Source organism: Sulfuricurvum sp. (genome assembly GCF_019163035.1).
Taxonomy (GTDB): Bacteria; Campylobacterota; Campylobacteria; order Campylobacterales; family Sulfurimonadaceae; genus Sulfuricurvum.
This window is the reverse complement of record NZ_JAFLKV010000115.1, coordinates 1-9,307: the sequence shown is the minus strand read 5'-3', so window position 1 is coordinate 9,307 and position 9,307 is coordinate 1. Positions and strand designations below refer to the sequence as shown.

Annotated in this window: 9 protein-coding genes and 1 pseudogene; 5 read left to right on the top strand and 5 right to left on the bottom strand. The window is 45.5% G+C overall.

Features of this window, described 5'->3' with window-relative positions:
• The 5 genes from JZU62_RS08250 to JZU62_RS08230 all read left to right on the top strand — a co-directional run.
• Positions 1 to 555 (top strand): PLP-dependent transferase (locus JZU62_RS08250; RefSeq protein ID WP_295013717.1); only part of this gene is annotated, 555 nt, incomplete at its 5' end.
• Between the two features lie 8 nt (positions 556 to 563).
• A complete protein-coding gene (locus JZU62_RS08245) occupies positions 564 to 1,661 on the top strand; it encodes a homoserine O-acetyltransferase (protein WP_295013715.1) in 1,098 nt (365 codons plus the stop codon).
• Positions 1,658 to 1,852: an exodeoxyribonuclease VII small subunit gene (gene xseB / locus JZU62_RS08240; RefSeq protein ID WP_295013712.1), complete on the top strand. Its 195-nt coding sequence runs from the start codon at positions 1,658 to 1,660 to the stop codon at positions 1,850 to 1,852. Before JZU62_RS08245 ends, xseB begins: the two co-directional genes overlap by 4 nt.
• Positions 1,852 to 2,643 (top strand): carbon-nitrogen hydrolase family protein, encoded by a 792-nt coding sequence (locus JZU62_RS08235; protein ID WP_295013710.1) that lies wholly within the window; start codon positions 1,852 to 1,854, stop codon positions 2,641 to 2,643. The genes xseB and JZU62_RS08235 overlap by 1 nt, the downstream gene beginning before the upstream one ends.
• 4 nt (positions 2,644 to 2,647) lie before the next feature.
• Positions 2,648 to 3,325, top strand: coding sequence for a ThiF family adenylyltransferase (locus tag JZU62_RS08230; RefSeq protein ID WP_295013709.1), 678 nt, complete (start codon positions 2,648 to 2,650; stop codon positions 3,323 to 3,325).
• Here JZU62_RS08230 and JZU62_RS08225 read toward each other — a convergent pair.
• The 5 genes and pseudogenes from JZU62_RS08225 to JZU62_RS08205 form a co-directional block, all read right to left on the bottom strand.
• Positions 3,322 to 3,765 carry a c-type cytochrome gene (locus tag JZU62_RS08225; RefSeq protein ID WP_295013708.1) on the bottom strand — a complete coding sequence of 148 codons (444 nt, stop codon included), beginning with the start codon at positions 3,763 to 3,765 and terminating at the stop codon, positions 3,322 to 3,324. The genes JZU62_RS08230 and JZU62_RS08225 overlap by 4 nt on opposite strands.
• Before the next feature lie 123 nt (positions 3,766 to 3,888).
• A complete protein-coding gene (locus JZU62_RS08220; RefSeq protein WP_295013705.1) occupies positions 3,889 to 4,104 on the bottom strand; it encodes a hypothetical protein in 216 nt (71 codons plus the stop codon).
• Positions 4,105 to 4,399: 295 nt separating this feature from the next.
• Complete coding sequence (locus JZU62_RS08215) at positions 4,400 to 5,833, bottom strand: efflux transporter outer membrane subunit (RefSeq protein ID WP_295013703.1); 1,434 nt, start codon at positions 5,831 to 5,833, stop codon at positions 4,400 to 4,402.
• Entirely contained in the window at positions 5,826 to 8,957 is a 3,132-nt protein-coding gene (locus JZU62_RS08210; protein ID WP_295013701.1) for a multidrug efflux RND transporter permease subunit, read from the bottom strand. Before JZU62_RS08210 ends, JZU62_RS08215 begins: the two co-directional genes overlap by 8 nt.
• Positions 8,957 to 9,307 (bottom strand): annotated as a pseudogene (locus tag JZU62_RS08205) (hypothetical protein); the annotation flags it as partial. The pseudogene JZU62_RS08205 and the gene JZU62_RS08210, both read right to left, overlap by 1 nt.

Sequence of the window (9,307 nt, the reverse complement as noted above, 5' to 3'; positions counted from 1 at the left end):
GCGGATGAGAGTTATCACGGTTTGGTCTATGTTGATGTACCGTTGCCGCTTTTTTGTTTACGAGCACGTTTATCACTTTTACGCGATTTGGGTGCGGTGGTGTCACCGTTTAATTCATGGCTCTTTATTCAGGGGATCGAAACGTTGTCACTCCGTATGAGAGAACACTCACGTAACGCTCAAGTGGTTGCGGAGTTTTTAGAGTCTCATCCGTTGGTCAAAAAAGTGAACTATCCGGGGCTTAAAAGCAATAGTAACTATGCAAATGCGCAACGCTATTTTGAAAACGGTATGTCAAGCGGGTTGCTCAGTTTTGAGGTGGAGAGTTTCGAATCTGCGAAAAAAATCGTGGATGCGACTAAACTTTTTTCTCTGGTCGTTAATATCGGTGATTCCAAATCGATTATTACCCATCCTGCATCGACAACCCATCAACAACTCTCCCAAGAAGAGTTGGTGGCATGTGGTGTACCATCAGGGCTTATTCGTCTGAGTATCGGGCTTGAAGCATCATCGGATTTGATCGATGATTTAACTCAGGCATTGAACGCGTAAAGGATCTCATGTTAAATCTGCAAATCAAGAGCGAGCATTTTACTAACCCTCTCTATCTGGAGAGCGGGCGTATCTTGGAACCGTACGATATTATTTATGAGACGTACGGTGAACTCAACGAGACTAAAGATAATGTGATCGTGATTTGTCATGCCCTTACAGGTTCTCATCATGCGGCAGGGACGTATGAGGGGGACAATAAAAGCGGTTGGTGGGATGGACTCATAGGTCAGGGAAAAGCGGTCGATACCGACAAATTTTTCGTGATCTGTACCAATGTACTGGGGAGTTGTTTCGGCTCTACGGGACCAATGTCGCCACGTTATCCGTACAATGATGCTTATCGCTATAAATTTCCCGTTGTCACTATTCTTGATATGGTGAAAGCACAGCGGATATTGTTTGATCGTTTGGGGATTCATCAGGTTCATGCGGTCATTGGCGGATCGATGGGGGGGATGCAGGCATTGGCATTTGGTGTCTTTTTCCCGAACTTTGCCAAAAAGATCATCGCGATGGCAACGACGGCGGCAACACAACCGTGGGCTATCGCATTTAACAAAGTCGCTCAAGAAGCGATTTTGAAAGATCCTGAGTTTAAAAACGGCTATTATGACCCCGAAGCAATCCGCGAAAATGGTCTCAGTGGTATGGCAATCGGACGAATGGCGGGGCATATCAGCTTTTTATCTCATCAGTCGATGACCAAAAAGTTTGGTCGGGAGTACAAACGAACCGACGGTTTATATGAGCTTTTCGGGAAGTTTCAGGTCGAATCGTATTTGGAGTATAACGGTTATAATTTTACAAAATGGTTTGACCCTCTCTCGTATTTGTATATTACCAAAGCGATCAATATCTATGATCTTTCACGTGGATTTGATTCACTCGAAGAGGCTCTGAATAAAATCAATGCGGAACTTTATTTGGTCGGATTTGAAAAAGACATCCTTTTCCTCCCAAGCGAGATGGAGAGTATCCATACCGCAATGAAGGCATTAGGGAAAACGAACAGTGATTATCTTGAAGTACCAAGTGATTACGGACATGACGCTTTTTTAGTAGAAATCGATAAAATAGAGAATTATGTTCGGGAGGCACTATGAGCACTGATGAGAGTTTTGAAACGAAGATTACCAATGCTAAAGCAGTTTTAGAAAAACTGATGGATCCGGCATTGCCGATGAACGAGAGCGTTAAGGCATACGAAGAGGGGATGAAAGAACTTCGCGTTGCTGAAACGATGCTCCAAAATGCACAGTTACAGATCCAAATCATCAAAAATCAGGAGCAATAATGCGCGTCGCCATTCTCCAACTCCCCTCCATCGGAATGGGAAGTAAAATTTTAGAAAATTATGCTCGTGTAGCGAGTCAAAAAGGGGTCAAACTGGTTTTGATGGGGGAATACCTTCTCAATCCATTTTTCAAAGAATTGATCCAAACTCCGGTGAGTATGATCGCAGAACAAAGTGCTCATCAGATTGAAACGCTTAAAGCGCTAGCAATCAAATATGATCTTACCTTTGTCGCTCCGATCATTACGGTGAAGAAAAAAGAGTGTACTAAGATGATTGCAAAGGTAAACGCTCGCAGTGTAGTCTACTATCCTCAGCAATTTTTGATTAACTATCCCCACTGGAATGAAGAGAAATTTTTTAATAACCCAATCGAAGCGGTAAAGCCTCCGATGGTGTTTGCATGTGAGGGGTTTAAATTTGCCGTTATGGGAGGCTATGAAACCCATTTTGATCCTATGTGGGATGCGGTCACTTCTAAAGTGGTAGATGTGGTTTTAGTTCCGAGTGCTTCAACGTTTGAGTCGCATAATAGATGGCGCGAACTGATCAAAACCCGTGCATTTACCCACAACTGTTATATCTTAAGAGCCAATCGGGTTGGAGAGTATTTCGATGAGCAGAGTGCATGGAAATTTTACGGTGATTCGATGATTGTCTCTCCTGATGGGGAGATTGAAGCGGATCTCGGTAATACCGAAGAGCTTTTGATTGTCGATCTGGATCGAAAAAGTCTTAGCGAGTCACGAAAAGGGTGGGGATTTAAAGAAGCTCTACGGAAACGAAGATAAAAATATGATGCACTATTTCCACCGTCAGGTTCAGTTGTGGGGGGAAGAGACGCAATATTTACTTCAATCGAAGAAGATTGCGGTTATAGGCAGCGGAGGGCTTGGAAGCTCATTAGCGTTCGCTCTGGGAGCATCAGGGATCGGTGAGATTCACATGGTGGACTTTGATACCGTTAGTCTGCATAATATCCACCGCCAAATCGCTTTTAAAACGGGAGATGAAGGGAAATACAAAGCCGAACTTTGTGCAGCTTTGATTGAAGATCGTTGTCCGTATGTAAAAGCCTATTCGCATGTTTGTAATTTCGATGAGTTTATTCAAAAAAATATCGAGATTGATCTCATTATCGACGCAACCGATAACCTCCCCTCTCGCGGTGCCATCAATACCTATGCCAAATCAAAATGTTTACCGTGGGTGTATGGATCGGTAGAAGCGTTTAACGGACAAGTGTGCTTTTTCGAAGAGGCATCCTTTACGGAATTGTTTAAAATTACTTCAAAAACTCCTGCGGGGATTGCCACACCTATCGTCATGCACATTGCCTCATTACAAGCGAATTTGGCATTGCGCTATCTTGCGGGGTTGAGTATTAAAAAAGACAAACTCTACTATCTTTTCTTCAATGACGAGGGAGAGTTGGTAACGCAGAAATTTGCGCTACCTAAATCAGAAGGCTAAAGTGCTGATATATACTTGGCCAATGCGTCAATCTGAGCATCGTTAAGCCCTTTGGCTTGTCCTTGCATGAGTGCCTTCATCTCTTTGCCGTAGGTGCCGTTCTGGTACCCTTTGAGCGCCTCTTTCACTTGCGCTTCACTAAAGTTGGCAATAATCTGAGATTTATTTAGTGCCGATTTTTCACCTTTGGCTCCGTGGCATGAAACACATTTTTGAGCGAAAAGTGCCGAAGCGTCAATGGCGGCTGTTTCTACAGCAACTGGGGCTGATGGAGTTGCTGTTACCGGAGGTGTTGATACGGATGCATTGGTTTCGATCGATGCTGTTTGATTGACCTCAATCGGTGCCGTCATCTCTGATGTCGCAGGTGCTTCGGTTGGTTTGGAATCACTGCATCCGATTAAAAGAAAAGAACAGAGGATTGGGATGATTGTTTTCATAATGAAGACTCCTAAATTAGATTAGGAAAGTTTATGATAAGTTAGTTTGATTTTATGTTAAATGGAAGAAAAAGAGGAAGATAATTTCGCACCGAAGTGCGAAATACTCAAGCTAAATAAAACTTATTTAGCAGGAGTTGCAGCAGCGTCAGCAGCAGCAGCGTCAGCAGCAGGTGCAGCAACTTCAGCAGTTACGTTTGCTTCTTCAGCAACTGGTGCAGCAGCTTCTTCAGCAACTGGTGCAGCTTCTTCAGTAGCAGCAGGCGCTTCTGTAGTAGCAGATTCGCTACATCCGATGAACATAGCAGCAAGTAATAAAGCAGAGATAACTTTCAACATGGTAAGGCTCCTTAAAAAAATATGGCGGAAGTATACCACTAATCCCCCTATAGTTGTCAAGTGATTGGAAGAAATTTTATAAAAATATTTACAACATCCCTAAAATAGGGGTTTGTGAGATATCAAAATCTTATCAAATAGATTGAATATAGGCGTAAAACTGTGACAGTAGGAGAAAAAATTCTTATTTTTTTTGGATTTTTTAGAGTTTGTTTACTATTGATTGTCTTTTAAACGGCATTTACAAGCGAGAAAATGATGAAAAATTTAGGGGATATTGTCTCAAAAGAGACAATTAGCGTCCGGCAGGGAGAAGGTCCGGTAGGGGAGGCGTTTGCGTTTCACTCCATCCACCTCCCAATACTTTATATAAAGAGATAGTAGAAATCAGGGCATTTTGCTTGGCAATAATGAATTGTTGAGACGCTTGTAGCCATTGCTGTTGTACGATAATCATATCACTGTAGCTAATGGTGCCTACTTTATAACGAAGTTTGCTTTGGGTTAGTCCTTTTTCAATAGCAGCGGTACGTGCGTTTTGATAGCCTATCTGCTCTTGTGCTCTGGATTTTTGAGCAATGGCGTTATCTGTATCGTTAAACGCGCTGACAATCGCTTTTTTGTATTGAGCGATGCTTTGGTTTCGATCCGCCTCGGCTGTTCTGACCTCCCCCGCAATACGTCCGGCGGAAAAAATAGGGACACTTACTGAGGGAGCAATTTCCCAAAGTCGTGCCGGATTCGATACGAAGTTACTGAGTTCAAGGCTTTGCACTCCTAACATCCCTGTGAGTTTTATACTTGGATAATAGGCCGCTTTGGCAACCCCTATTTTCGCATTAGCGGCGATTAGGTTTTGTTCAGCCGACGCAATATCGGGGCGTTGGGATAAAACCGACGAGGGGAGTGCGTCTGGGATGCTAGGGACACTCATACTATCAATCGATGAAACACTCACACGTGTAGGATTGCGGCCTAAGAGGACGTTAAAAGTCGCCTCTTCGGCACTTTTGGAGGCTTCAAGCTGGGAGAGAGTCGCTTTAGCGCTTTCATGTTCCGATAACGATTGCAATAAAACACTCTCAGCAATAACGCCGTGTTTGTATTTGAGATCGTTGAAGCTCACTAATTCATTCGTAAGTGCTACATTTTGGCGTGCAAGATCGATCTGGCTTTGTAGAGATGAGAGTTTCACGTAGGATGCTGCAACACTCGATGTGATCGAAAGTTTGATGGTTTGAGACGCATAGGAGCTTGAAAGGAGTGCCGCACGCGCCGCTTCATTGGCTCGGCGTACTTTTCCGAATAGATCAATCTCATAACTCGCTAACGATAAAGACCCCGCATAGGTCGAGGTGATCCCCTCACGCAGCTGAAAACCTCCGTTAGAAGCATTATCAACCCCTTTACGATTCAATGAGCTAGAAGCATTGATTTGAGGATAGAGATATGACTTGGCTTGATCAAATTGTCCTAACAGTGCATCGACGGAGGCTTGCGAGGATTGGATATCGTAGTTTGTATTTAACGCCTCTTCCACCGCTTGAGTTAACGCGGTATCGTTGAAGGTTTTCCACCATGCACTATCGAGTGTGCGTGCGGTTGTTGTGTTTGCCTCGTTATAGATAAACGTTTCGGGGACGGCAATATCGGGGCGAACGTAATCCGGTCCGATAGCACACCCTCCGAGGAGTCCGGCGAGGATGAGAGAGAGGGAAATGTTATTCATGATCGACCCCTTTTGAAGTAGCGAATTTCTCCTGAGCCGTAGCGACCCAGTAGTAGAGGAACGGGATAAAGTACCGTTCGATAAAGGTTGCAGCTAACATCCCTCCGAACATGGCAACACCGATAGAGAAGCGTCCCATCGCCCCTGCACCCGAGCTGAAGATAAGGGGGAGCATCCCTGCCAAAAAGGCAAACGAGGTCATCATCATCGGACGGTAACGAAGGCGTGCCGCTTCCATGGCTGAATCGTAGACACTTTTCCCCATCAGTCGCTGCTCTTCGGCGAACTCGACAACCAAAATCGCATTTTTAGCCGAGAGGGCGATGAGGGTGAGCAGACCGATCTGGAAGAAAACGTTGTTGTTGAGAAACGGAATCAGCCATACAACGGTATAGGCTCCCATAATCCCATACGGTACCGCGAGCATGATCGAGATCGGCAACGTCCAGCGCTCATACAATGCCGCTAGGATCAAATAAACCATCACCAACGCAAACGCCATAATCATGAGTGCTTTGGAGCCGACGAGTTTTTCTTGGAGGTAGAGACCGTCCCAGTCGTAACTCACCGTACTTGGCAGTAGGGTATCCCCTTTCTCTTCCAAAATCTTAATCAGATCGCCTGAACTGTATCCGGCTGCAGGGGAGCCCATGACAGTGGTACTGAGTACGCCGTTAAAGTGCTCAATCGAGGAGGGTGCACTTGACATTTTGGCGGTAACAACCGAGGAGAGGGGGACGAGCTGACCGCTGGATGAGCGAACCCATGCACGCCCGATATCTTCAGGAGTTGCACGATATGGTGAATCCGATTGCATTTGAACCCAGTAGGTTTTACCGTTTTTATCAAACTGGTTGACGTACATCGTTCCGATGGTTGCTTGAAGGGTTTGATACACATCACTGATGGCAAGACCCATCATCTTGGCTTTTTCACGGTCTACTTCGATAGAGAGCGTCGGGGTGTTGATATTCATCGTGGTCATCGGATTTTTAATGCTTGGGTTGTTTCGCAGATCACCCACGAACGCATTGGTCGCATTTGCAAGGGCGTTAAAATCATTACTTCCCGGTTGCAATAATCGCAAGCTGAACATATCAGATGGTCCCATTCCCCGAATCGGAGGGGGAGGCATCGCAAATACTTTTGCCTCTTTTATGGATCCTAGTTTTGGTCCAAGAGTGTTCAGGATACCGAATACTTTGAGCTCTTTAGTCGTTCGCTCATCCCATGGTTTAAGTCGGGTAAAAATAACGGCGGCATTGGGTTCTTGGGAGAACGTGAGGACATTAAGTCCGGTAATGGCAGTGTATTTGTATACCCCTTCTTGTTTACCTAAAATGGCTTCGACTTGCTTGACCACTTCCAACGTACGGTTGGCGGTTGCACCATCAGGGAGAACGATGGCGGTAATAAAATAGCCCTGATCTTCCATCGGTAAAAAAGCACTCGGCAATGTTTTATGAAAAAATCCGATAAAGAAATAGGTCGATAGATAGATAATCAAGAAAATAAACGATTTACGGATCATAAAGCCGGATCGTCGAACGTAGTTTTCGGTCATTGCTCCGAATTTGCGGTTAAACCAGCGGAAAAAGCGAGCCGGTTCATTTTCATGGTGTTTGAGTATCAAGGCACCGATAGCGGGAGCAAACGTAAGCGCCATAAAACCTGAGAAGACAACCGAAATAGCGATGGTTGCGGCGAATTGTTTATAAAGCTGACCCGTCATACCGCCCAAAAAAGTGGCAGGGATAAAGACGGCACACATAACGAGGACGATGGCGATGACGGGTCCCGATATTTGTCCCATTGCCTTGATCGCCGCTTCACGAGGGGAGAGTTTTTCATGCTGAAGTATCCGTTCCATATTCTCGATGACGACGATGGCATCATCGACGACGATACCGATGGCAAGAACGAGACCAAAGAGGGTGAGCGTATTAATCGAGTACCCTAAGAGATACATACCGATAAAGGCACCCGTGAGTGAGATCGGAATCGAGAGGATCGGGATCATCGCGGCGCGATAACTTTGTAAGAAGAGATAGATAACCAAGCTGACCAGAACTATGGAAGCTAGGAGTGTAAAGATAACCTCTTCGATGGAGATTTTGACAAAATCGGTCGTATCGTAGGGGATATCGTATTTTAGCCCCTGCGGGAATTTATGGGAGAGTTTTTCCATTTTCTCTGCTACGGCGGCAGAGGTGTCGAGGGCATTGGCGTTGGTATCGGCGAAAATACCGATCATAGCGGCCGGTTTACCGTTTACACGACCGAAAAATTCGTAGTTTTGGCTCCCCAGTTCGACACGGGCGACATCTTTAAGTCGTAGCATTGAACCATCAGGTTTGGAACGGATAATGATGTTTTGAAACTCTTCAGGGGTTGAAAAACGCCCTTTTGAGGTGAGTTGCATCGTCCACATCTGCTCATCATTGGTCGGGGCTTGCCCTAAACGCCCCGGAGATACTTGTAGGTTTTGATCTTTAATCGCTGCTGCGATTTCAGAACTGCTGACCCCAAGAGATGCCATGCGGTCAGGGTTGAGCCAAATACGCATTGCATAGTCGCGTTGACCGAAGATTTGCGCCCGTCCTGCACCGGGGATTTTTTTTACTTCATCGAGGAGATTAGCAGAGATGTAGTTACTGATTCCCGTCGCATCGTAGCTTCCATCAGGAGAAGTGATAGCAACGATGAGCAAAATATCGGAGGTTTTTTTCTGTACGGTGACACCTAAATCACGAGTACTTTGGGGGAGCTGTGAAATAACCGAGTTTATTCGGTTTTGGACATCAACGGCGGCAAGGTCTTGGTTAACTCCGATGTTGAAGGTACAAGTGATCGTAGCACTTCCCGGCAATGCAGCCGCTTTGGAAGACATATACATGAGTCCGTCTGCACCGGAGATCTGAGACTCTAATGGGGTGAGGATGTTGTTCGCGATGGTTTGCGCATCGGCTCCCGGATACTGTGCACTGACGACAACGGTAGGGGGGGTGAGATTCGGTAACTGCGAGATCGGGAGACTTTTAATCGCCACAAATCCGAGCAGCATGATGATCATCGCGATTACAGCTGATAAAACGGGGCGATTGATGAAATATTTAGAGAACATTATTTGTTACCGTTCGGAATTACTTCCGCCCCCGGTTTGAGTTTAGGGAGGGAGTCAGCGGCGATTTTTGCTCCTGCTGTAATACCGCTCTCGATTAGAACATTTTCACCGATCCACTCTCCCGCGACTACCGGTTTAGGGCTAACGGTATTGTTGGCTTCGATGGCGTAGACAAATTTCCCTTTTTCACCGGTAAGGAGTGTTTTTTGAGGAACATAGAGGACATTTTTCCACTCCATCCCTTTTACTTTTACGTGGACGAACTGCCCCGGGAGAAGTTTATGGTCACTGTTATCGATGAGGGCTCGGTAGGTGATGTTTCCGGTAGTCGAATCGACAAACGGTGCGAT